Consider the following 21,304-nt stretch of genomic DNA (forward strand, 5'->3'; position numbering starts at 1 on the left):
TATGAAAAAACGAATAACTTCACTGCTATTGGCACTGGCCAGTTGCTCCGGCTTGCTGTTTTATACTCACGCCGCACACACGGCTGGCGAAAATCCTCATGTCATCGCCAAACAAAACATGCAATCCGATTGCGCCAGCTGTCACTTGTCGGTTCCGGAGCTGAAAGACGACAACATATTGCACAGCAAAAACATCACTATCGATCAAAGCGCCTTCAAACTCGACGGCGTGGCGATGTGCGCGTCCTGCCATAACCCCAACCAGGGCCACAAAGTGGGTCTGAACATCGATTTTCCGGTGCCGGCGGATTTGCCGTTAAACGAGGAAAACGACATCACCTGCCTGACCTGCCACTACACCCACGGCAAATTGGACAGCGACCGGCCCCAGGCCAGCCACAGTTTCATGGACAAATTGATGAATTCCGAGCGCTTGCGCAAAAGTTTCTTACTGCGCCGTAACAACAGCGACGGCGAGCTCTGTTTAACCTGTCACAACGTCAACTAAGGCTCAACCATGAACAACACCGTACCCCGTCGGCAAATTTTCATTAAAAAAGAGTTCCAGGGCCGCTTCATTCTCGGCGCCTTCGCCCTGATTCTTTTGTCCGGCCTGTGCTCGGCGCTGCTGATTTACTGGATGACCGGCGGCGATCTGCAAGCCCAGGCACAGTCCGCTCACGCCAATATCGTCAATGCGACGGAGCGTTTGGGAATCTCGATCATGATCGGCAATGTCGTCTCCATCGTCACGGCCGGAGCAATTGCCATCGCCGGCGTGCTGTACGGCTCGCATAAGATCGCCGGTCCGCTGTACCGCTTCGAAACCCTGTGCCGGGAGGTCGGCGACGGTAACCTGGATACCGTCACCCATCTGCGCGAACACGACCAGCTGCAGGAACTGGCCGCGTCGTTTGCGGCGATGGTCGGCAAATTGCGCGACCGCCGCGACCAGCGCCAGCGTCTGATCGCCGAACTAAACCGGCAGATCGGCTTGTGCGCGTTGAACAACGGCAACGACTTGTCCACGACCCAACACGAAACGATCGCCGCGCTGGCCAATCTGGCGGCGGCATTGGAAAAACTCGATAAATAACGCACCCAACTTTATGAGCAAAGACCTGACAATCAAAAGCGCGCTGATTTATATCGCATCCTCCTTATTTGCAGCCAACCTGTTGTTCGCAGCATCGCTCTGGCACGCCTTCTCCAGCATCGACGCCAGCCTCGCCGACGCCACTCAAAAACAAGACACCTCCGATGCGCTGGCCCATGTCCGTTTTCACGTGGTACAGATTCAACAATTTTTGACCGACGTCGGCGCCACACATACCGAAGACGGTTTCGCCGAAGCCGAACAGAATCTGGCCGATGCGCTCAAAAATCTGGATGCCGCGGCCAAACTGCAACCGAACCTGCAATCGAAACTGGACGAACTGAAAACCAAAATCAGGACCATGCACGCCGCCGGCGTAAAAATGGGTTGGGACTACATTAAACTCGGTAACGAAGCCGGCACGGTGACCATGAAAGCGCCCGGCACCGGCCTGGACGATACGGCGGCCAGCCTGACGTCGGAGCTCTCGATATTGACCGAGCAACTGGACCGCGAATTGGCTCAGGCCAAACAAGTATTGAGCTCGTCGTTGCATGACTACAGCGTTTCGCGCATCGCCTTTTCGATCGCGCTGCTATTGTTCGTGGTCATCTGTTTGGCGCTGCTGTATTTCAAAATCGAACCGCCGCTGAATGCGCTGCAAAAATCCTTGCGGGACATGAAACAAGGCGGCGGCGACTTGACCCGGCGGATTCCGCACGAAGGCGGCGACGAAATCGGCAGTATCGTCAGACTGTTCAACGAATTTCTCGGCATGCTACAAGGCTTGATGCAGCAAGTAGCGACGGAATCAGAGCAGTTGACCGTCTCGTCGAGCCGGCTCAGCCAAATGTCGGAGCGGGTACAACAAGATATTTTTAAATCGCAAATGGGAGCCAACCAAGTCGCGACCACAGTGACCGAATTGTCTGCGACAGTCACCGGCGTTTCGAACAATACGGCTGATGCGGCGCAAACCGCACGCCAAAGCAGTCAGGCCGCCAACGACGGCAAAGCAGTCGTAACCAGTACCGTACGCTCGATTCACGAACTTTCGCAAAACATCGATCGCGCCAGCCAGGTGATCGGTAGCGTCGAAAACGATTGCGTCAACGTCAGCTCGGTCCTGGACGTGATTCAAAGCATTGCCGACCAGACCAATCTACTCGCCCTGAACGCCGCCATCGAAGCGGCGCGCGCCGGCGAGCAAGGTCGCGGCTTTGCCGTGGTGGCTGACGAAGTCCGCACGCTGGCCAGCCGCACCCAGGAGTCGACTCACGAAATCCAGGCCATGATCGAGAAGCTGCAACAAGGCTCGCGGCAAGCAGTCAAAGCCATGACGGAAAGCCAAACCCAAACCAAGGAAACCGTGGCGGTGATCGAAAGCACAGGGGCAGTGTTGGACGAAATCTCGGCGATGGTAGAACGCATCTCGGAAATGAACACGCATATTTCCGATGCGGTAAAGGAACAAAAAATTGTGGTCGAGCACATCAACCAGAATGTGGTCGCTATCAACGAAGCCACCGTCAACAATACGGCAGACGCCGAACAAACCGCCCGCGAAGCTCATCATTTGCAGGCTATCGCCGGTAACCTGCAAAAAACCATTTCCCAATTCAGATTGTAAGAGCTCCCGCGGCCGCAACGCTGCGGGAACAAGGTTTTATCGGCGCTTAGCGGCGCTATCCAATTTGATCCAGCGCAACCGGTTGGCGTTGCTGACCACGGTCACCGACGACATCGCCATCGCCGCACCGGCGATCATCGGATTCAGCAAAATGCCGAACAGCGGATACAACAAGCCGGCCGCAACCGGAATGCCGATGGTGTTGTAGATGAAGGCGCCGAACAGATTCTGTTTGATGTTGGCGACCGTCAATTGCGACAGCGCGATGGCCTCCGGAATTTTCAGCAAGGAACCTTGCAGCAAGACGATGTCGGCACTTTCGATCGCCACGTCGGTACCGGCGCCCATCGCAAAGCCGACATTGGCCTGGGCCAAGGCCGGCGCATCGTTGATACCGTCGCCGACCATGCCGACCAACTCGCCCCGCTGCTGCAGTGCTTTGACCGTTGCGGCTTTGTCGGTCGGCAACACCTGGGCGCGGAATTCGGTAATACCGGCCTGGGCGGCGATGGCCTTGGCCGTGATTTCGTTGTCGCCGGTCACCATCAACACCCGGACGCCACGGCCTTGCAATTCGCGCACGGCTTCAGCCGAGTCGGGCTTGATCGGGTCGGCCACCGAAACCACGCCGACTATGGCCTGTTCGATCGCCAACATCATCGGCGTCTGGCCTTTTCCGGCCAATTCCGCCAGCTTATCCCGACACACACCGGTATCGACCCCATGTTCGGCCATTAATGCGGCGTTGCCGAACAGGCATTGCCGCTCGCCGATCCGGCCGATTACGCCGTGGCCGGCCACGGCCTGAAAGCGTCTGACTTTGTCCAAAGCCAGCGAACGCTGTTCGGCAGCAGCCAAAATCGCCGCCGCCAGCGGGTGCTCAGACCCGGATTCCAGACTGGCCGCGAGTTGCAAAACCTGAGTTTCGTCGTAATCGCCGAATCCCAACACTTCGGCCAAGGCCGGCTTGCCGGCGGTTACCGTGCCGGTTTTGTCCAGTATCAGGCAAGTCAGTTTGCCGGCCGTCTGTAGCGCCTCACCCTTACGGATTAAAATCCCGGTTTGCGCCGCCCGACCGACCGCGACCATGACCGAGATCGGCGTTGCCAAACCCAACGCGCAAGGGCAGGCGATTACCAAAACCGTCATGGAAGTAACAAAGGCATAACCGAAGGCAGGATCGGGGCCGATCGCCAGCCAGATAAGAAAGGTCAGAACAGAAATTGCAACCACCGTCGGCACGAACACGGCCGAAATTCTGTCGGCCAGTTTGGCGATGGCGGGCTTGCTGTTTTGCGCCTGGCGCACGCTTTGAATGATATGCGCCAGCGCCGTGTCGCGGCCGATATGGGTGGCCGTGAACAAAAAACTGCCCTGGCCGTTGATCGACCCGGCGGCGACGCTGTCGCCGACATTTTTCTCGACCGGCATCGATTCGCCGGTGAGCATGGATTCGTCGACGCTGGAATGGCCTTCCGCCACCGTGCCGTCGACCGCGATCTTTTCCCCCGGCCGCACCCGCAAGGTCTCGCCAAGACCGACTTCCTCAATCGGTACGTCGATCTCGCGACCGTCGCGCACGACTCTGGCGGTGCGCGGCTGCAGGCCGATCAAGGCTCTGATCGCCGCCGAAGTCTTGCCGCGGGCCCGGGTTTCCAGGGCGCTGCCGAGATTGATGAAGGCCAGAATCACGGCCGAGGCTTCGAAATAAGCGTGCGCCGACAGCGACGGCAATTGCGCGGAATAGTCGATGACGACGCAGGAATAAAACCAGGCGGAGCCGGTACCCAATGCAATCAAGGTATCCATGTTGGCCTGCTTCACGGCCAGCAATTTGAGCGCACTGTGAAAAAAATGGCCGCCGGAGTAATACAACACCGCCAAGGTCAATAGCGCAACTTCGGACCAGAACAGCGTGCCGGAAGGCGTGCCCATCGCCGGGAACAGATCGATATGGGCGCCCAACATCAACGGCAACCCCAACGCGCCGGCGACAGCCGCCTTGCGCATCAAATCGCGGTAACGCAGCTCTTCCTGGGCTTCCTCTTCCGCCGGATCTTCCAGACCTTCCATCACCGCGGCGTCGTAACCGGCGTCCTTCAAAGCCTGTTTCATTATCTGCCGGTCGGGATCGCCAAGCACGGTTGCCGAATGGTCGGCGAAGTTAACTGCGACCGATGCGACTCCGGGCACCGACTGCAAAGCGGTTTCGACCGCACTGACGCAACCGGCGCAACGCATGCCGAGAATCGACAGCCTAATCTCTTGGACGTCGCCGCTTTCTACCTGTTGGGCATCTGTCATCCTGCCTCCTCGAATGTCGGCAGCACCGCCGGCTGCCGGCGAAAAATTATTCTACTTTGAAACCGGCGTCGACGATGGTGTCTTCGATCTCGTCGAGACTGATCTGAGCCGGGTCGAATTCGACGCCGACCTGCTTATCCAAGTGCGATGCCTTGACCGATTTGACTCCGGCCAGCGCCGACACTTTGCTGACGATACTATTTTCGCAACCGCCGCATTTCATGCCGGTAACCGTTAGCGTTGCTGATTCGGACATTGTTCCTCCTAGGGTTGTTAGAGATGCGCCGCGCCTGAACTCGACTAAATCTCGGCTTACATGTTATAAGGCGGGGCGTAGCAGCATCATAGTGCAATGATCGGGAGCCCGTAAATAAATGACAGATTTTCTAATTGGCCGGCAGCAAATACTGGACCGGCAATTGAATACCTTCGCTTACGAAATTCTGTTCCGCGGCACCGATTTCGACCTTAACCTAAAAGATGGGGCCGCCAACGCCACCAAACAAGTCATCAGCGATACTTTGCTGGAGATCGGCCTGAACGAACTGGTCGGGCCGCATAAAGCCTTCATCAACTTCACGACCCAGAACATTCTGGATAAAGTGCCGCTGCATCTGCCGAAAGACCGCATCGTGGTCGAGGTACTGGAAAGCGTAACCGTCGACGCCGAGATCGTCGCCAACTTGAAGGAGCTGTCCCAACTCGGCTACACGCTGGCGCTGGACGATTTCGTGCTGGCGCCCGAGTGGCTGCCGCTGCTGGAATTCGCCGACATCGTCAAGATCGACGTCATGGCAGGCACGCTGGACGCCACCCGCGAACTGATAAAACAACTCGCCCCTTATAATTTAAGATTGCTGGCGGAAAAGGTCGAAACCCATCAGCAGTTCGAAACCCTGCGCGATTGGGGCTGCGAGTTATTTCAGGGTTTTTTCTTCAGCAAGCCCAACATCGTTGAAGGCAAACGCATCGGCGCCAGCCAAACCACGGCACTGCAGTTACTAGCCACAGTCAACAAACCCGAGGCCAGTTTTGTCGAGATCAGCGGGATCGTCTCGCAAGACGTCAGTATGAGCTTCAAGCTACTGCACTACCTGAATTCGGCGTTTTTTGCGTTGCCGTACAAAATAGAATCAATACAACATGCGGTAGTCTGTTTGGGCTTGGTCGAAATCAAGCGTTGGCTCAATATCCTGACCCTATCTGCCCTGTCGGACAAACCTTCCTCGGTACTGCAAAACGTACTGATCCGGGCCAAAATGTGCGAACTGCTCGCGCGGGAAGTTAAGGATGACGGCGAGCATTACTTCCTGATCGGCATGCTGTCGGGCCTGGACAGCCTGATGGATTCGCCCTTGCCGAAATTGCTGGAACACTTGCCGCTGGCGCAGGACATAAACGACGCCGTACTCCACCATCGCGGCCCTGCCGGCGAAACCTTAAAATTCTGTATCGCCTACGAGCGCTGGGAAACGGGGCTAAATAACTACCGCAACATCGCGCCGGAGCGCATCGCCAATATCTATTTGGAAAGCATCGACTGGTGGGCGACCCACATCTCGCCGTTACTGGCCACATAACACTTCATTGACTGGTATGGATAGACTATGAAACGAAAATTACCTTTTTTCTTGCTGGCCGGATTGTTGTCCGCCGGCTTGCAAGCCGCAGAACTCGGCGAACTCGACACCGAACAACTTGGTACGATGCAACAAAACCAAAACGCGCTGGTGGTGGATATCCGCACGCCGCAGGAATGGCAGGCTACCGGCCTGATTCCGGGCAGCCACAAGCTGCAATCGTTCGATGCCGACGGCAAATTCGACCAGCAAAAATGGCTGGCCGATCTGGAGAAATTGAAAACCTCGCCCGACCAACCGGTGATTCTGGTGTGCCGTTCCGGCAACCGTAGCACCAAAGTCGGCAAAATGCTCAGCGAACAGCCCGGCATGCCCAAGGTTTATCATTTGAATAACGGCATCCAGTCCTGGATCCGCTCCGGCCGGCCGGTTGCACCGGATTGTCTGGCCAGCGCCTGTAATTGATATGTCGCTGTCCACGATCACCAACCAGACCATCGCGCTGGCCGGCATCGCCCAAGCCTGTTCGCTGGTACAGCAACTGGCGACGACCGGTGCCTGCCAAAGTGGGGCCTTGGAAGCCAGCATCGGCAGTCTGTTGAAAATCGACTCGGATAGCGTCGCCGACGTCTACGGCGGCCTGGCCGGCATCCGCCTCGGCTTGGAACAATTGCAGACCCAGTTGGGTAGCCGGGCATCAGCCAATCCGGAACAAGCCCGTTACGCCGCGCAACTGGTCTACCTGCAAAAGCGGCTGGCCGGCAAGCCGGACATGTTGGATAGCATCCGGACCGGCATCGGTCGGGCTCAGGCCCAGGCCGAACATTTCGGCGTATTGCATGAAAACGTACTGGCAAATCTGGCCGACGTCTACCACAGCACCATCAGCACTCTGCAACCGCGGATCATGGTCCAGGGCGATCCGCAGCATCTGGGCAACCAAGGCACGGTCAATAAAATTCGCGCGGTACTGCTGTCCGGTATCCGCTCTGCCCACCTGTGGCGCCAATGCGGCGGTAGCCGCTGGAAGCTGCTATTGGCGCGGCAGAAAATTCGCCACGAAGCCGAGTTCCTGTTAACGCAAATCTAACGCAGCACCATGCCGGAATTACCCGAGGTCGAAACCAGCCGGCGCGGTATCACGCCGCACATTCTGGGCAAAACGTTTAAAACGGTAGCGGTACGAGAATCGCGCTTGCGCTGGCCGGTTCCTGTCGACCTGCCGGCGGTTCTGGCCGGCCAGCGCCTGAATGCGGTCGAACGCCGCGGCAAATACTTGCTACTGGGCGCCGAGACCGGAACGCTGATTCTGCATCTGGGCATGTCCGGCAATTTGCGAATCACCAATCCGCAGCAGATTCCGGGCAAACACGACCATCTCGATTTCGTGTTTGCCGACGATACCGTGCTGCGCTTCAACGACCAGCGCAAATTCGGTGCGGCACTGTGGACTTCCGCCGATCCGCTGCAGCATCCGCTGCTGGCAGAGCTCGGGCCGGAGCCATTGTCGGCCGACTTCGATGCGGAATACCTGCAACGCCGCGCCGGCCAGCGGACGGCGTGCATCAAAAGCCTGATCATGGACAGTCATATCGTGGTCGGAGTCGGCAATATCTACGCCAGCGAGTCGTTGTTTCTGGCCGGCGTGTTGCCCACCCGCGCCGCCGGAAGTTTGCAACGGGCCGAATTCGAACGTCTGGCGGCGGCGATCAAGACCGTGCTGGGCCAGGCCATCGAACAGGGCGGCACCACCTTGCGCGACTTTACCAATGCCGAGGGCAAACCCGGCTACTTCAAACAGGCATTGGCCGTCTACGGCCGCGACGGCGCACCTTGCCGGACCTGCGCCGAACCGATACAACATTCGAAAATCGGCCAGCGCGCCAGCTACTACTGTAGCCGCTGCCAAAGCTGACAGGCCTTAGTCAGGCCTGCCAATCGAACGCAACCGTGACCCGGTTGCCGCGTCCGTGGTAGGTCACGCTGCTGCAAAGTTTTTCCAGAAGTGCAATACCGCGTCCGCTATAGCCGGCATTGTGTTGTAAATCGGTGCGGTGGCGGCGCCAGTCGAATCCGCTGCCGCTGTCGGCGACCTTGACGATCAACCGCCCGCCGGTCTCGGTGGGATGATGGGAGAAAAACAAACGGATTTTGCCCTCGCTTAGCATTTGTAGGCGCTGTTGTTTCAATTCGTAAAACCGCAGGAAGCCTTCCGGGGTAGTTTTCTCGGCGGAATCCAACTTCAGCAAGCCATGATCCAAGGCATTGGCGAACAATTCGGTCACGATCAGAAATATCGCTTGGCGATGGCGCTGCAGGCCTTGCAATTCAGTCAAGGTGTTTACGATCACCGGCACCGGGTTGGTACAACGCAGGCTGTCGATGTCGAATTCCATCATCTGTTTCCAGGTCATCGCCGCTAATTTATGCCCGGCGGCCTGGACCTGACTGCCGGCCCACGGCACGCTATCGACCGCGCAACGCAACACCACCATCGTATTGTCGTCTTTGCGCTCGGCTCCGCCGGTATGTTCCGCCAGCCGGCGTTGTAATATGTCGAAGTCGCTGTCCCGGCTTTCCAGAATCGCCTGCAACACGCGCTCGGCGCCGAACAACTCGTCGCTTGCATTCTCCGCCTCGAACACACCGTCGGTCAGCAAATACAAACTTTCATGCTCGCCGACGCGATGCAGTTGGACATCGGGCTCGATAACGGCCTGAATCCCCAGCGGAATATTGGAGGAGCGGATGGCCCGATAGCTCTTATCGACTCGGTGGACCAGGTAGTGGTCCGGCAAACCGCAAGTAATGGTTTTTAACATCGAATCTTCGGGGTACAACGCCACCAGAGTCGCCGCCAAGAACCGGTTAGCCGGCAGCATCCGGTGAAGCTTGGTATTGACCTCCACCACGATCTCGCTGATATCGAAGCCTTTGCGGGTCATCCCGTAAAAGATGTCCGCCAGCGGCGTCGCCGCTATCGACGCCGCCAAGCCGTGGCCGGTAAAATCCCCCAGCAACAGGTGCAAATGGTTTTCCGGCGTTTTCGCCACCAATACCAAATCGCCGTTGAACAAGGCCATCGGCGACATCGACACACTAACCGCGTCGGTTTCCAGAAAATCGGCTTTCAGTACGCTGTTGAACAATTTGGCTGCAACCTCTTGCTCGAGATCGGACATCTGCCAATAGTCCAATAACCGGTTTTTCTGCTCCCGTTCGCGCCGGTACAATTCGCTCAAACGTAACGATGACCGAATCTTGAACAATAACAAACCGAAGTTTACCGGCCGACACAATACCGTATCGATATCAACCGTGGCGCAACGCTCCAACAAGTTATCGCTAATCGACTCGCTGATTAACACGATAGGCAAATAGTTGTCTGCAGCCTCGCGCACCTCCGCCAATGCCTGCCAATGCCAGTGGCGGCAAGCCACGATCACCAAATCGATCGGCTGCGATTCGACCAAGGCCAACACTTCCGCATCGCTGGTAGCCGGCTGACAAATGTAGCCCTGGCCGATGATCTGGCGCTCCAAGTGATCGACTTCGGCGTCGGGGCCGGCATCCCTGAAAAAGACAATTACTGTTTGCATGATTAGTGGCTATCGAACGGATGATTTGCGCTTACGCCAAGTGGCCGCGGCTATTGAGCGGCCGAGCGGCTAACGTGGGCTGCTGGCTTATAATAGTCCCTCCCAACTTAAACTCTGCGGCTATGGCGATTTTATTTTTTTCGTTACGCGGCGTTCCGGCCGATGAAATCGAGGACGTCCGACAATTGCTGATCGATAACGACATCGACTTTTACGAGACCTCGGCCGGCACCTGGGGCACCTCGTTGCCGGCGATCTGGCTATACCGCGACCAGGATCGGCAACTGGCTGACGACTTGTTCGAACACTATCAAACCAAACGCGCTCTGACTCAACGTGCACATTACCAGGCCCTGAAAAACAGCGGCGAAGCCGCCGGGTTCTGGCATCACAATCTGGCCCGGCCGCTACGTTTCATCGCCTTGAGCGTATTGGTAGCGCTGGTCGGCTTCGTCTCGCTGATTTGGCTGTTCGAATTGGGCCTTTAAGGCGCTGTTGCCAATACGGCCAAGGCCCGCTGGACATGTTCGGCAGCTTCTATTCCCAAGTCGGTCAAATAGCCGCCGTCGGCCTGCGAAATCAAGCCTTTATCGAATAAGCGCCGGGCCGCTTCGATCAATGCCGGATCGGCATTGCCGTGCACCTTGACCCCTTCCTGTGCGCTGGCCAAATTGAACAGCGATAGAAACCGGATTTCCGCAACCAGTTCATCGTTAAATAGCATCGGTTTTCCCCCTGTGGTGGTTATGATTATTTTTCGTTGGCGGTCAGTGTCAGCCAAGCGTAAACCCGCTTTATCAGCAGATTGTCGTCGTATTGGTATGCGTGCCCTTCCCCTTCCATCCTGATTTGCCGGTACACCGGATTATCCTTTGCGGCCATGCGCCGTTGCCAGGCGCTATCGACCACCGCAGCGACGTCGAATTCGGCGTAGACATCCAGAAACGGCAGACCAATGTTTTTGATTTGCTCCAGGCTTTGCGCCTGCGGTAAACGATTATCGCCGATCGACAGACTAATAGCCGCGAACGCCATGATACCGTCCGGTTTGGCGCTGAGCCGATACAGCGCCATTGCCGCGCCGACGCCGTAACCGACGACAGCGATGCGCTTGGCACCGCCTTGCTGCAAATAGGCCACCGCGGCATCGATGCGTGCCGCCGCGTCGTCGAACAGTACAAGGTAATCGTCGAGGTTCGCGCCGATCTCCTGCAGCGGCATTTGTAACGATAAGGTCGCCCAACCGTGTTTCGGCAAGGCGGCGCGCAATCCGCGAATCACCGGGCGCTGGTCCGGATGGCCGCCCATGTCGTGCAACACGATTACCGCGCTACGGTTGTCGGTTTTTTCGGCATCGGTATAGAGCCCAAGAACAGGCCGGTTCGAACTCTGCAACCAAACCACGCGTCCCAAGGCCAATTGGCGTTGAATTTGTTCGGCATAATCCTGCTCGCGGCGCTGGTCGCTGGCAGCGGCCGGCAACGCTGCCGCCAAGCAGAATATCGCGAACGCCGGCCGGAAGCACAAGGCGGCTAACCGTTGCTGTAGAAACCGCTGAAGGTATAACGCTCGTGGATGTGGCGTAACAGCACCATCACCACCGATGCCACCGGCAAAGCCAGCAACACCCCCAAAAATCCGAACAAACGGCCGCCGGCCATCACCGCAAACATCACCGCGACCGGGTGCAGGCCGATCTTGTTACCGACCAGCCACGGCGTCAGCAGCATGCCTTCGATGCTTTGGCCGACGGCGAACACGATCAGGACCGGAAGCAAATGCATTGCGTCCTGAAATTGCAGCAAAGCCGAAATACAGGCAAACACGATGCCGGTGATCGCTCCCATATAGGGTACGAAACTGACCAACCCGGCCATCATGCCGATGACCAGGGCTAATTCCAGATCGACCAGCCACAACCCAAAGCTATAGATGCCGCCCAAAGCCAGCATCACGTAAAACTGGCCGCGCATGAACGCTCCCAGCACGTCGTCGGCTTCCGCGGCCAGTTTCGCCACGGTCCCGGCCGCACGGCGCGGAAACAAATCGTGGATTCTTCTGACCAGTTCGTCCCAGTCGCGCAGCAAATAAAAGGTGATGACCGGGATCAACACCAGATTCATGACCCAACCGATCAGCACCGCGCCGGAATGCGACACCGATTCGAGCAGGTTTTCGCCGACGCCACCGTTTTGCCAGTGATTCCGGATCATATTCAGCAATTGCTCTTCGCGCAGCGGGCGGATGCTGCGGCCGAAGTACTTCTGCAGATCGGGTATGACCGCTTTGTTGACCCAATTCAAGTAGGACGGCAGTTTATCGATGAACTCGCCGATCTGGTATTCGAGCGCCGGAATAATCACGACCAGCAAGGCGGCGATGGTAAAGATGATGCCGGAAAACACCACGATCACCGCCAGGGTGCGATTGAGGCGCCAGCCGCGCAATTGCAGGGTTTCCAAACGATCGACCAAAGGATCACCCAGATACGCCAGAATCGCCGCGACCGCAAACGGCATCAATACCGGAGCCAGCAAATACAGCAAGCCGCCGAATCCGGCAACGAAGGCCAATACCAACCACTTCTGCGAATCGCTCATCTCCACATCGGTTCTCCGCTGAATTCAATTTTCGGGATGCTTACGCGCTTTCAAAAGTTCGACGGCGATAGGCGTGATCGACAGCAGCACGATAGCCAGGATCGCCAGTTCGAAATTTTGTTTGATGATTGGAATGTTGCCGAAAAAATAGCCGGCAAACACGCAAATCAAGACCCAGGCCAAGCCACCCACGACGTTGTAAAGGAAGAAATAACCGTACGGCATGCGGCCGATGCCGGCGACGAACGGGGCAAAGGTGCGGACGATCGGCACGAAACGCGCCAACACAATCGTCTTCGCGCCGTAAGTTTCGTAAAAGGTCTGCGCCCGCTCCAGATGTTGCCGGTTGACCCAGCTCAACGAGTAAGCGCGTTTACCGACGCTACGCCCGATCCAATAATTCACCGTGTCACCCAGTACCGCGGCAACGCTCATGATGCCGAGCAGCATCGGCAGATTCAGCGCATCGACCGCAACAAAGGCTCCGGCGGCAAACAGCAGCGAATCGCCCGGCAGAAACGGCATCACCACGAAACCGGTTTCGACAAAGATCACGGCAAACAAGATCGCGTAGGTGACTGCACCGTATTCGCCGATCAATTCGGCCAGATGTTTATCAATGTGTAACAAAACGTCGAGCAGATAATGTAGCCAATCCATCTGTAATCCCTGGAATCCTGTAAATAGTGCGGTAATGCGCCGGCAGGCCGGGTTACCGGTAGAAATAGGCGGCGGCCGCGGCGCTGATCAACCCCAGCAACAATGCAACTATCCAACGCCAGAATTTAACGGGCTTGGAAGGTGCGGCCTGATAGGCAACGCCTTCGATGCAGGCGTCAACCGCCTTCAATTTACCGTCGGCTTCGCGAGCCACGCGGTAAACGATCACATCGCCGCGTTGCGGCCGCCGCGCCATGCCTTTCAGCGAAGAAATATGAATAAAAATATCCTTATCGCCGCCATTCGGCTGAATAAAGCCAAAACCTCTATCGTCTTTCCAGGTTTTTAAAATACCTTTGTGGACGGTGTTATCCGCCATATTGATTCACCTCTTAAATTGCAAACGGGACTAAGTATGGAACTCGGCTGCGGTTGCAGCAAGGATCAGGCTAAAGTCGCCCGTATTTTGGACGAAATGCGCGACAATTCGGTTAATCCGGATCGCTCCGGCCGAACCCGCGGGACTGGAAAAGGGGCGAAAGGCTAGCAAATTAGCAGCTTGCAAGTTGTAAGACGGCCCCGCTTCGGCAAAAACCACGCGGAACCGGCCGATACGGAAACGGCGTTTACGCAAAAACGCATAAACGCCGTCCGCACTTAAATTTTCTTGTCGATCAGAACTTTATCGTCGATGATCAACTTCGATACGCCGCCCAGCGACAAATGCAGCGTGCAGGATGCGGTTTTAAAGTTGGAGCCCGGCTCGCCGACCCATTCCATCGTCACGTAAGTTGCTTTATCCGTGTCGGTTTTGGACGGGAAATACACCTGGGTGCCGGTTTTGTTTTGAATCAATTTCGGGCATTTTTGGTTGGCCATTTCCTGCATGGCCACCAAGGATCGGATCTGCGACGCGGCTTCCTTCTCTTCGTTGCTTTGCTCCTTGCTGGCGCCCACCAGAATGAAACCGACCACGAACACACCCACCACAGCGATCATCGCTTTTTGTATTTCGCCCATTGTTGCTCTCCTCTGTTTCTAGTTATTTTCAAAGCAAATCCGAAACCTTGAGTTCCGGATTCTAAGCTAAATGGCCGGTAGCGGCAATGCGCCGGTTACAGGGCGTTTAGGCCTGCGGATCGACTTGAGCAATCCAGTCGCCCAGATTGTAGTAATTGGTGATGCGGGCGACTTTACCGTCGCGAATTTCGAAGAAGGCGCCGGCCGGCAGGCGGTAAGTCTGACCGTTGGCTTCCGGCAAGCCTTCGTCGGTATTCAGGTATTCGCCCAACACGACGAACTCGGCGGCGCCGCGGCTACCGTCTTCGTTGGCCATGACCACCATGTCCACCAATTGCTCCTTGTAGTGGTGATTCATTTTTTTCATGAATTCGCCGAACGCGGCCTTACCTTGTTCGCGGCCGCCTTGATTGATGTCGTGCACCACGTCTTCGGTCAACAAGCTCAGGAAGGTATCCATGTCGCCGTCGTTGAATGCTTGATAGTACTTTTTGATCAATTCGATTGCTTGTTGCATAGTGGTCATAGCCTGGATTAAAAAAGGCGGCAATTTTGCCAGAAGCCCGGTTTTTTTTCAGCTTAAAATTCAACGCCCTGCTCGGCTTTGATTCCGGCCTGGAAAGCATGTTTAACACGGGTCATTTCGGTGACGGTGTCGGCGACTTCGATCACTTCCGGCGCCGCATTGCGCCCGGTCAGCACCAGATGCAGCCAACCGGGTTTATGCTGGCGGATGAAATCGGCGATTTCCTGGCCGCTGATCCAGCCGTAGCCGCAGCAGTAGTTGATTTCGTCCAGCACGACCAGATCGAATTGTTCCGACTGGATCTTTTGTTTGGCAAACTCCCAGATCTCGCGGCTGGTCTTGATATCCTGCTCCGGATTTTTGGTATCCCAGGTAAAACCGTCGCCCAGGGCATGCCACTCGATCTCCTCGAAGCGGGTCGCCGCCTTCTGTTCGCCGGTTTGCCACTGGCCCTTGATGAACTGGATCACGCAGACCTTCATACCCCAACCCGCGGCACGAAACACCATGCCGAACGCGCTGGAGGATTTGCCCTTGCCTTCGCCGGTATGTACCAATACCAGACCGTGTCGTTTTTCTCTTACTTTCATTGGCTGCAGCCTTTACCATCCGGACCGTTAAAGGGTCCGCATTGTAGCAAGTTATTGGCATAGCCACTGCTTTAAGCCGACTGCGGCAGCGGCAAAACCCGGGGCTATTTACGCCACGAATTATGCAGCTTAACCGCCAGAATCGCCGCGGCCAGTAAAAAGGTTACGGCGTTGGCGACGATAATCGCCCAGTTCGCCAGAAACACGCCGTAAATCAGCCACAACAGTACGCCCAAGGTAAACAGGCTGTACATGCCCAAAGACAGCGACGAGGTATCACGGGTTTTGACGGTCATCACCGCCTGCGGTAAAAACGAAGCCGTCGTCAACGCTGCGGCCAGATAGCCTATCCAATCCGAATTCATAATCATTAAATCGAGAAACGCTGCCAGCCCAAATAAGCCAACACCGCAATTATCAATAAAGAAAAAGCCAAGCCCCAAAAGTAACCGACGAACAACATGGCTTTAACCGGCTTTTCGACCGGCTTGTTACGGCACAGCAGCCAACCACCGAACGCCGATACGGTTAGGATGACCAGCAATGCGCCGATGGCAGGATTCATCGGCTTCAGCGCGGCGGCGGCGCCAGCACTTCGCGGGAGCCGTTGGTTTCCGGCGGACTGACCACGCCGGCGTTTTCCATGTCTTCGATAATCCGCGCCGCGCGGTTGTAACCGATTTTAAAGCGGCGCTGCACGCTGGAAATGGAAGCCTTGCGCGACTCGGTGACGAAGGCCACCGCTTCGTCGTACAACGGATCGGACTCGCTGCCTTCCCCGTCCAAGCCCGCCACTTCGCCGCTGTCGGTGCGCTCCTGGGTAATTTCGTCCAGGTAGTCGGTCGGTCCGGTTTTTTTCATGAACTCGACCACCCGATGCACTTCGTGATCGTCGACGAAGGCGCCGTGCGCCCGCAATGGAATGCTGGTACCGGACGGCAGGAACAACATGTCGCCGTTGCCCAACAGAGCTTCGGCACCACCCTGATCGATAATGGTCCGCGAGTCGATGCGCGAAGAAACCTGAAACGAAATCCGGGTCGGCACGTTAGCCTTGATCAAACCGGTCAAGACGTCCACCGACGGCCGCTGCGTCGCCAACACCAAATGGATGCCGGCAGCGCGGGCTTTTTGCGCCAAACGCGCAATCAGCTCCTCGACCTTCTTGCCCACCACCATCATCATGTCGGCCAACTCGTCGATAACGATGACGATGCTGGGCAACGTGGTCAGATAGGGATAATCATCCAGCGGAATCGGGGTTTGCGGATTGAACAACGGATCGCGGATCGGTTGGCCGGCGGCTTCGGCTTCCTTGATGGCATGGTTGTAACCGGCCAGATTGCGCACGCCGACTTTCGACATCAACTTGTAGCGCCGTTCCATTTCCGCCACCGCCCAACGCAAGGCGTTCTGGGCGTCCTTCATGTCGGTGACGACCGGCGTCAACAAATGTGGAATACCTTCGTACACCGACAACTCCAACATTTTTGGGTCGATCATGATCATCCGCACGTCTTCCGGCTTGGCTTTGTAAAGCAAGCTCAGAATCATAGTGTTGATCGCGACCGACTTACCGGAGCCGGTGGTACCGGCCACCAGCGCATGCGGCATTTTCGCCAGATCGGCCACCACCGGAGTACCGGCGATGTCCTTGCCCATCGCGATGCTGAGTTTGGATTTGGCCCGCTCGAATTCGTCCGATACCAGCAGATCGCGCAACGAGACCATTTCCCGCTCCTGGTTCGGAATTTCCAAACCAATGACGGATTTGCCTTCGATGATTTCGACGATGCGCACGCTGGTCACCGACAAGCCGCGCGCCAAGTCCTTGGCCAGACTACTGATCCGGCTGACCTTGACACCGGCCGCCAGCCGCAATTCGAATCGGGTGATGACCGGACCCGGCAACACCGCTTCCACTTCGGCGGCAATACCGTAATCTTGCAGCACATCTTCGACCTGGCGCGAAATTTCTTCCAACTCGGTTTTGGAATAGCGTTTGACCTTGATATCGCGTTTGTCCAGCAAGGACAACGGCGGCAAGGCGTTCAGGAACGCACTGTCGTCCATATTTTCCAAGACCTTGCTGTCTTTGCGCCGCAACGGTCTGACGGTTTCGGCCGGCTTGGCGGACACGGTTTCCACAACTTGAATTTGCGGCTTGGCGCGCGGCGCTTCGTCGGATCTGGATTCGGCTTTGGTTTCCGGTTTGATCCGCACTTTTTTGGCTTCGGCCCGCACCGGCTTCTCGCTGCTGCGATAACGTTCGGCGCCGGTCACGGCCTGACGGCCGACCACGGAACACGCGCTCATCGCACACTTGCCGATCAAACTCATCACCATCAGCCAGGATAAACCGGTAAACATGGTTACGCCGGTCATGAATATCGCCAGCAACAGCAAGGTCGAGCCGGAATTGCCCAACAGATGCACCAGCGCGTCGCCGATTTCCCGGCCCAAAATGCCGCCCGGACTCTCCGGCAGATCGACTTTGGTGCGCAGAAAATGCAGATGTAAGAACAAGATCGCCGAACCGGACACGACGGTCGCCAGAAAACCGACCGAGCGCGCCGCGACCAGCCATTGGCTGGCCTGTTGTTGGTTCGGCCCCTGATAGACCATGTAACCGTACCAGAACAGCATGACCGGGATCAGGTAGGCCATCAAACCGAGAAAGCTCAGCACGAAATCGGCCAGCCAGGCGCCGAACACGCCGCAGGCGTTGCTGATCGATTGATAGGACGTGCTGTGGCTCCAACCCGGATCGTTGGAGTTAAAGGTCAATAAGGCAATCAAAAAGAACAGTGCAAAACAGGAACAGCCCAGCAATGCGATTTCGCGATATCCTCGCGTGTCTCTCTCTTCCACAACAGCAACCATGGGTGACGGCTCACGTTAAAAGCTTAACTAAAACCTGATTATAGATGATAAAAATCGATTTCACATTAGCTTGGCCGGCGCAGCCCGCAAAATCCCGGCATTCTGCCGGTTTAAACCGCGGGGGATTGCCCATATAATCGTTTCATACTAACCCCGCATGGAGATCGAGAAAATGGCTGCAGCCAAGCATTGCAAACTTTTAATCCTAGGTTCCGGCCCGGCCGGCTACACCGCAGCCGTTTACGCCGCGCGCGCCAACCTGAATCCGGTCATGATCACCGGCATGCAACAAGGCGGACAATTGACCACCACCACCGAAGTCGACAACTGGCCCGGCGACGTCGACGGCGTGCAAGGTCCGGAATTGATGGACCGGATGCTGCGCCATGCCGAGCGCTTCAACACCGAAGTGATCTTCGACCACATCCACACCACCGATTTGTCGCAAAAGCCGTTTACCTTGACCGGCGATGCCGGCGTTTACACCTGCGATGCGTTAATTATCGCCACCGGCGCCTCGGCCAAGTATCTGGGCCTGGAATCCGAAGAAGCCTTCAAAGGCAGAGGCGTATCGGCTTGCGCCACCTGCGACGGTTTTTTCTACCGCAACAAGCCGGTCGCCGTGATCGGCGGCGGCAATACCGCGGTCGAAGAAGCCTTGTACCTTGCCAATATCGCCTCGGAAGTCATCGTCGTCCATCGCCGCGATAAATTCCGTTCCGAGAAAATCCTGTCCGACAAATTGATCGAGAAATCAAAATCCGGCAACGTCCGCATCGAATGGAATCACGAGCTGGACGAAGTGTTGGGCGACGAGATGGGCGTCACCGGCCTGCGCATCAAAAGTACCCAGGGCGGCGCGACCAAAGAACTGGACGTGCACGGCGTCTTTATCGCCATCGGCCATACGCCGAACACCGACATTTTTGCCGGCCAACTGGAAATGGACCACGGCTACATCGTGGTTAAAAGCGGCATCCACGGTAACGCCACCGCCACCAGCGTACCGGGCGTGTTCGCCGCCGGCGACGTGATGGACTCGCATTACAAACAAGCCATCACCTCGGCCGGCGCCGGCTGCATGGCGGCATTGGATGCCGAAAAATATCTGGACGATTTGTTCGGTTAATTCCGCTGTTTGCGTTGCGGCCCGGCGCCGCAACGCTCTTCGTTTAAAGTCGAGCGCATTCGACTGCCGGCTCTTGTCGGGCCACTCCGCCAAACCAATCCCTCAACAAAAATCGGGCTAATTTCTTAGCCGCCCACCCTCGGCTATCGCCCTGCTCACTCGATACTTTCCGTCTTCCGTCGCTCGCACCTGGGAATATTAAAGTCTGATTAAGTTTCCAAATTTGTTGAACCTTGTTCTGGCCGCTGGGAATAGACGTCGCGTGTGAACAATTTATTACCGTTTTGTTACGCCAAAACCGGACGTGTGTCTTCCGCTGAAGCCACGCCGCCCGACGACGAACGACAACAACAAGGAAGCGGCCCATGCCTTTTGAAAACCAACCCAAACGCATCATTGTGTATTCTCACGATACCTTCGGCTTGGGCAATATCCGCCGGATGTTGGCTATCGCCAAATCCCTGGTGGATGCCGATCGGAACGTGTCGGTGTTGATTTTGTCCGGTTCGCCGATGCTGCACGCCTTCCGCATTCCGGACCGAATCGATTACATCAAATTGCCTTGTCTGTCGCGTACCGTCAAAGGCGATTATTCGGTGAAATTCCTGGATATGGAATACGAGCAATTGCTCAAACTGCGCAGCAACATCATCCTCAGCGCGGTGCTGGATTTCGATCCCGATTTGATTCTGGTCGACAAAAAGCCCTACGGCGTCAGCGACGAATTAGGTGCTGCTCTGCATCTCATGCAACGTCGCGGTCACCGCGCCAAACTGGTGTTATTGCTGCGCGACATTCTGGATAGCCCGGAAAGCACGATACCGGTGTGGAAGAAAAACGGTTACCACGATGCCATCCAATCCCATTACGACAAGGTGTTGGTAGTGGGCTCGCCGGAGATTTACGACATGCGCAAGGAATACGAATTTCCCGACGCCAGCCATGACAAAGTCGACTTCTGCGGTTACATAGCCCGCGAACGCAGCGACAAGCGCGCCGGTGAAATTCGGCAGCAAATTGGTTGCACCCACGAACGCCTGGTGCTGGTTACCGCAGGCGGTGGCGAAGATGGCTACCAGTTGCTGCATAGTTATCTGGAAGGCTTGAGTCGGCAGGACCTGGGCGACAACACTATGACCCTGATGATTTGCGGCCCGGAAATGTCGGAAAGCCGCCGCCACCAAATCGAAATTTTGGCTCGCAGCTGCAGAAATGTGGTGATTCAGGAGTTTAACACCGACATGATGGCTTGTATGGAAGCAGCGGATTTGGTGGTGAGCATGGGCGGTTATAATACGACCTGCGAACTATTAACGTTGCGTAAGCGTGCCATTTTGGTGCCGCGCGTCAAACCTTCCCAGGAACAATGGATACGCGCCGAACGCCTGGCTCTGCAAGGCTTGGTTCGTGCCATTCATCCCCATAATCTGTCGCCCAAATTACTAATGGAAACGGTCCGTGAAGAATTGGGCCGCACCAACGTCCATCACAGCCGCTTGTATCAAATCGACATGGGTGGTCTGCCGCGTATTAGCGAATCAATCGCCGATTTGCTGTATGGCCGCGCCGAAAAACCGCAAGCGCGCATCAGGTCTTCGAACCGCAGCGTGGCACCCCAATAAACCCATCTTCATTGAGATAAACCTTCCGGCCTGTGCAAGGCAGACTGGATAATTTTGGATTTTTA

General features: G+C 56.5%; 24 protein-coding genes. 10 read left to right on the forward strand and 14 right to left on the reverse strand.

Annotated elements, in window-relative coordinates; genetic code table 11:
• Position 1: 1 nt before the first annotated feature.
• The 3 genes from ACH518_RS19270 to ACH518_RS19280 are packed head-to-tail and all read left to right on the forward strand — an operon-like array spanning position 2 to position 2,726.
• The gene (locus ACH518_RS19270) at positions 2–508 is read left to right on the forward strand and encodes a hypothetical protein (protein WP_445371263.1); all 507 of its coding nucleotides are present in this window, start codon (positions 2–4) and stop codon (positions 506–508) included.
• Between the two features lie 9 nt (positions 509–517).
• Entirely contained in the window at positions 518–1,096 is a 579-nt protein-coding gene (locus ACH518_RS19275) for a hypothetical protein (RefSeq protein ID WP_445371264.1), read from the forward strand.
• 13 nt (positions 1,097–1,109) lie between these two features.
• Positions 1,110–2,726 (forward strand): methyl-accepting chemotaxis protein, encoded by a 1,617-nt coding sequence (locus tag ACH518_RS19280; RefSeq protein ID WP_445371265.1) that lies wholly within the window; start codon positions 1,110–1,112, stop codon positions 2,724–2,726.
• A 36-nt stretch (positions 2,727–2,762) separates the two neighbouring features.
• Here the strand turns inward: ACH518_RS19280 and ACH518_RS19285 are convergent, their stop codons facing one another.
• Both ACH518_RS19285 and ACH518_RS19290 read right to left on the reverse strand, forming a co-directional pair.
• Complete coding sequence (locus ACH518_RS19285; protein WP_445371266.1) at positions 2,763–5,030, reverse strand: heavy metal translocating P-type ATPase; 2,268 nt, start codon at positions 5,028–5,030, stop codon at positions 2,763–2,765.
• A gap of 46 nt (positions 5,031–5,076) precedes the next feature.
• Positions 5,077–5,286 (reverse strand): heavy-metal-associated domain-containing protein, encoded by a 210-nt coding sequence (locus ACH518_RS19290; protein ID WP_140910989.1) that lies wholly within the window; start codon positions 5,284–5,286, stop codon positions 5,077–5,079.
• Between the two features lie 118 nt (positions 5,287–5,404).
• On the opposite strand from ACH518_RS19290, the gene ACH518_RS19295 reads away from it, so the two are divergent.
• The 4 genes from ACH518_RS19295 to mutM are packed head-to-tail and all read left to right on the forward strand — an operon-like array spanning position 5,405 to position 8,525.
• Complete coding sequence (locus ACH518_RS19295; protein WP_445371267.1) at positions 5,405–6,610, forward strand: EAL and HDOD domain-containing protein; 1,206 nt, start codon at positions 5,405–5,407, stop codon at positions 6,608–6,610.
• A 27-nt stretch (positions 6,611–6,637) separates the two neighbouring features.
• Positions 6,638–7,075: a rhodanese-like domain-containing protein gene (locus ACH518_RS19300; RefSeq protein WP_445371268.1), complete on the forward strand. Its 438-nt coding sequence runs from the start codon at positions 6,638–6,640 to the stop codon at positions 7,073–7,075.
• A 1-nt stretch (position 7,076) separates the two neighbouring features.
• A complete protein-coding gene (gene hflD, locus ACH518_RS19305; protein WP_445371269.1) occupies positions 7,077–7,700 on the forward strand; it encodes a high frequency lysogenization protein HflD in 624 nt (207 codons plus the stop codon).
• A gap of 9 nt (positions 7,701–7,709) precedes the next feature.
• Positions 7,710–8,525: a bifunctional DNA-formamidopyrimidine glycosylase/DNA-(apurinic or apyrimidinic site) lyase gene (gene mutM, locus ACH518_RS19310; protein WP_445371270.1), complete on the forward strand. Its 816-nt coding sequence runs from the start codon at positions 7,710–7,712 to the stop codon at positions 8,523–8,525.
• 10 nt (positions 8,526–8,535) lie between these two features.
• On the opposite strand, the gene ACH518_RS19315 is transcribed toward mutM, so the two are convergent.
• The gene (locus ACH518_RS19315) at positions 8,536–10,209 is read right to left on the reverse strand and encodes a SpoIIE family protein phosphatase (RefSeq protein ID WP_445371271.1); all 1,674 of its coding nucleotides are present in this window, start codon (positions 10,207–10,209) and stop codon (positions 8,536–8,538) included.
• Positions 10,210–10,331: 122 nt separating this feature from the next.
• Here ACH518_RS19315 and ACH518_RS19320 point away from each other — a divergent pair, with 122 nt between their 5' ends.
• Complete coding sequence (locus ACH518_RS19320; protein WP_445371272.1) at positions 10,332–10,697, forward strand: DUF6164 family protein; 366 nt, start codon at positions 10,332–10,334, stop codon at positions 10,695–10,697.
• Here the strand turns inward: ACH518_RS19320 and ACH518_RS19325 are convergent.
• The 11 genes from ACH518_RS19325 to ACH518_RS19375 all read right to left on the reverse strand — a co-directional run bounded on the left by ACH518_RS19325 (position 10,694) and on the right by ACH518_RS19375 (position 18,488).
• On the reverse strand, positions 10,694–10,933 hold the full coding sequence (locus ACH518_RS19325; RefSeq protein WP_140910982.1) for a TIGR02647 family protein: 240 nt from the start codon (positions 10,931–10,933) through the stop codon (positions 10,694–10,696). The genes ACH518_RS19320 and ACH518_RS19325 overlap by 4 nt on opposite strands.
• Before the next feature lie 26 nt (positions 10,934–10,959).
• On the reverse strand, positions 10,960–11,703 hold the full coding sequence (locus ACH518_RS19330) for a DUF3530 family protein (RefSeq protein WP_445371273.1): 744 nt from the start codon (positions 11,701–11,703) through the stop codon (positions 10,960–10,962).
• A gap of 38 nt (positions 11,704–11,741) precedes the next feature.
• A complete protein-coding gene (locus ACH518_RS19335) occupies positions 11,742–12,809 on the reverse strand; it encodes an AI-2E family transporter (protein WP_445371274.1) in 1,068 nt (355 codons plus the stop codon).
• Between the two features lie 24 nt (positions 12,810–12,833).
• Positions 12,834–13,469 carry a DedA family protein gene (locus ACH518_RS19340; protein ID WP_445371275.1) on the reverse strand — a complete coding sequence of 212 codons (636 nt, stop codon included), beginning with the start codon at positions 13,467–13,469 and terminating at the stop codon, positions 12,834–12,836.
• 52 nt (positions 13,470–13,521) lie between these two features.
• The gene (locus tag ACH518_RS19345; protein ID WP_445371276.1) at positions 13,522–13,848 is read right to left on the reverse strand and encodes a cold shock domain-containing protein; all 327 of its coding nucleotides are present in this window, start codon (positions 13,846–13,848) and stop codon (positions 13,522–13,524) included.
• 278 nt (positions 13,849–14,126) lie between these two features.
• Entirely contained in the window at positions 14,127–14,489 is a 363-nt protein-coding gene (locus tag ACH518_RS19350) for a hypothetical protein (protein ID WP_140910978.1), read from the reverse strand.
• Between the two features lie 106 nt (positions 14,490–14,595).
• On the reverse strand, positions 14,596–15,006 hold the full coding sequence (locus tag ACH518_RS19355) for a ketosteroid isomerase-related protein (protein ID WP_445371277.1): 411 nt from the start codon (positions 15,004–15,006) through the stop codon (positions 14,596–14,598).
• Between the two features lie 62 nt (positions 15,007–15,068).
• The gene (gene cobO, locus ACH518_RS19360; protein WP_140910976.1) at positions 15,069–15,605 is read right to left on the reverse strand and encodes a cob(I)yrinic acid a,c-diamide adenosyltransferase; all 537 of its coding nucleotides are present in this window, start codon (positions 15,603–15,605) and stop codon (positions 15,069–15,071) included.
• A 104-nt stretch (positions 15,606–15,709) separates the two neighbouring features.
• Positions 15,710–15,976, reverse strand: coding sequence for a SemiSWEET transporter (locus ACH518_RS19365; protein ID WP_445371278.1), 267 nt, complete (start codon positions 15,974–15,976; stop codon positions 15,710–15,712).
• A complete protein-coding gene (locus tag ACH518_RS19370; RefSeq protein ID WP_445371279.1) occupies positions 15,976–16,170 on the reverse strand; it encodes a hypothetical protein in 195 nt (64 codons plus the stop codon). Before ACH518_RS19370 ends, ACH518_RS19365 begins: the two co-directional genes overlap by 1 nt.
• A 5-nt stretch (positions 16,171–16,175) precedes the next feature.
• The gene (locus ACH518_RS19375; RefSeq protein ID WP_445371280.1) at positions 16,176–18,488 is read right to left on the reverse strand and encodes a DNA translocase FtsK; all 2,313 of its coding nucleotides are present in this window, start codon (positions 18,486–18,488) and stop codon (positions 16,176–16,178) included.
• Between the two features lie 172 nt (positions 18,489–18,660).
• On the opposite strand from ACH518_RS19375, the gene trxB reads away from it, so the two are divergent.
• Positions 18,661–19,617 (forward strand): thioredoxin-disulfide reductase, encoded by a 957-nt coding sequence (trxB, locus tag ACH518_RS19380; RefSeq protein WP_445371281.1) that lies wholly within the window; start codon positions 18,661–18,663, stop codon positions 19,615–19,617.
• Positions 19,618–19,982: 365 nt separating this feature from the next.
• A complete protein-coding gene (locus tag ACH518_RS19385) occupies positions 19,983–21,239 on the forward strand; it encodes a glycosyltransferase family protein (protein ID WP_445371282.1) in 1,257 nt (418 codons plus the stop codon).
• The last annotated feature ends 65 nt before the right edge of the window (positions 21,240–21,304 follow it).

The organism is Methylomonas sp. HW2-6 (assembly GCF_052474525.1).

Bases quoted from the DNA above. Each gene is read 5' to 3' on its own strand.
- ACH518_RS19340 (WP_445371275.1), bottom strand. From the start codon at position 13,469: ATGGATTGGCTACATTATCTGCTCGACGTTTTGTTACACATTGATAAA.
- ACH518_RS19365 (WP_445371278.1), bottom strand. From the start codon at position 15,976: ATGATTATGAATTCGGATTGGATAGGCTATCTGGCCGCAGCGTTGACG.
- ACH518_RS19290 (WP_140910989.1), bottom strand. From the start codon at position 5,286: ATGTCCGAATCAGCAACGCTAACGGTTACCGGCATGAAATGCGGCGGT.
- ACH518_RS19270 (WP_445371263.1), top strand. From the start codon at position 2: ATGAAAAAACGAATAACTTCACTGCTATTGGCACTGGCCAGTTGCTCC.
- ACH518_RS19285 (WP_445371266.1), bottom strand. From the start codon at position 5,030: ATGACAGATGCCCAACAGGTAGAAAGCGGCGACGTCCAAGAGATTAGG.
- ACH518_RS19300 (WP_445371268.1), top strand. From the start codon at position 6,638: ATGAAACGAAAATTACCTTTTTTCTTGCTGGCCGGATTGTTGTCCGCC.
- mutM (WP_445371270.1), top strand. From the start codon at position 7,710: ATGCCGGAATTACCCGAGGTCGAAACCAGCCGGCGCGGTATCACGCCG.
- ACH518_RS19320 (WP_445371272.1), top strand. From the start codon at position 10,332: ATGGCGATTTTATTTTTTTCGTTACGCGGCGTTCCGGCCGATGAAATC.
- ACH518_RS19275 (WP_445371264.1), top strand. From the start codon at position 518: ATGAACAACACCGTACCCCGTCGGCAAATTTTCATTAAAAAAGAGTTC.
- ACH518_RS19350 (WP_140910978.1), bottom strand. From the start codon at position 14,489: ATGGGCGAAATACAAAAAGCGATGATCGCTGTGGTGGGTGTGTTCGTG.
- ACH518_RS19385 (WP_445371282.1), top strand. From the start codon at position 19,983: ATGCCTTTTGAAAACCAACCCAAACGCATCATTGTGTATTCTCACGAT.
- ACH518_RS19370 (WP_445371279.1), bottom strand. From the start codon at position 16,170: ATGAATCCTGCCATCGGCGCATTGCTGGTCATCCTAACCGTATCGGCG.
- ACH518_RS19315 (WP_445371271.1), bottom strand. From the start codon at position 10,209: ATGCAAACAGTAATTGTCTTTTTCAGGGATGCCGGCCCCGACGCCGAA.
- cobO (WP_140910976.1), bottom strand. From the start codon at position 15,605: ATGAAAGTAAGAGAAAAACGACACGGTCTGGTATTGGTACATACCGGC.
- hflD (WP_445371269.1), top strand. From the start codon at position 7,077: ATGTCGCTGTCCACGATCACCAACCAGACCATCGCGCTGGCCGGCATC.
- trxB (WP_445371281.1), top strand. From the start codon at position 18,661: ATGGCTGCAGCCAAGCATTGCAAACTTTTAATCCTAGGTTCCGGCCCG.
- ACH518_RS19325 (WP_140910982.1), bottom strand. From the start codon at position 10,933: ATGCTATTTAACGATGAACTGGTTGCGGAAATCCGGTTTCTATCGCTG.
- ACH518_RS19335 (WP_445371274.1), bottom strand. From the start codon at position 12,809: ATGAGCGATTCGCAGAAGTGGTTGGTATTGGCCTTCGTTGCCGGATTC.
- ACH518_RS19355 (WP_445371277.1), bottom strand. From the start codon at position 15,006: ATGCAACAAGCAATCGAATTGATCAAAAAGTACTATCAAGCATTCAAC.
- ACH518_RS19375 (WP_445371280.1), bottom strand. From the start codon at position 18,488: ATGGTTGCTGTTGTGGAAGAGAGAGACACGCGAGGATATCGCGAAATC.
- ACH518_RS19295 (WP_445371267.1), top strand. From the start codon at position 5,405: ATGACAGATTTTCTAATTGGCCGGCAGCAAATACTGGACCGGCAATTG.
- ACH518_RS19280 (WP_445371265.1), top strand. From the start codon at position 1,110: ATGAGCAAAGACCTGACAATCAAAAGCGCGCTGATTTATATCGCATCC.
- ACH518_RS19345 (WP_445371276.1), bottom strand. From the start codon at position 13,848: ATGGCGGATAACACCGTCCACAAAGGTATTTTAAAAACCTGGAAAGAC.